The sequence below is a fragment of the Vibrio sp. 1580 genome, assembly GCF_033340055.1.
The window spans coordinates 1-529 of sequence record NZ_JAWOVT010000674.1 but is presented as its reverse complement, the minus strand read 5'-3'; the positions used below and the strand labels follow the sequence as shown (position 1 = coordinate 529).

1 protein-coding gene is annotated in these 529 nt (G+C 45.6%); it reads right to left on the bottom strand.

Going from position 1 to position 529, the window contains the following annotated elements:
- On the bottom strand, positions 1 to 529 hold a 529-nt coding region (locus R7093_RS27785; protein ID WP_318147352.1), incomplete at both ends, for an MFS transporter.

Below are 529 nucleotides of genomic sequence, written 5' to 3'. Positions count from 1 at the left end.
TAGTGCACGCAGATTACGCCAATCAGTGTTACAACCATCATGACTTCGATGGCGACATCGACACTAAAGTTATCCGCTAACAAACCGCCGCTAATACGTCCTGCGATACCACCTAATGAGTTTGCTGCAATGTAAGTACCAATGGCCATTGAAAATGCATGCTTATCAAGTTCTTCTGCCATGTATGCGACGGCAACAGCGGCAAATGCGGCTAAAGCGATTCCGATTAATGCTCGGCATGCCACCAAAAATATAAATGAGTCTCCGAGTAGCATCAACGCAGAAATGGCAGGAATAGAGAATAAGCCAACCATCATCACTGGCTTACGACCGATGGATTCGGACAAGACCGCCATTGGCACCAAACTGAATGAAAGCGCTAACGTTGAGGCGGCAAACAACCAGTTAACCTGCGTTTCTGAAATGGAAAACAGCGTTGCGAAGGTCGGAAGCATAGGTTGTAAAAGGTATAGGTTAGAAAAAACCAAAAAAGAACCAAGCGCCAGAGATAGCGTAATGCGTTTGTATT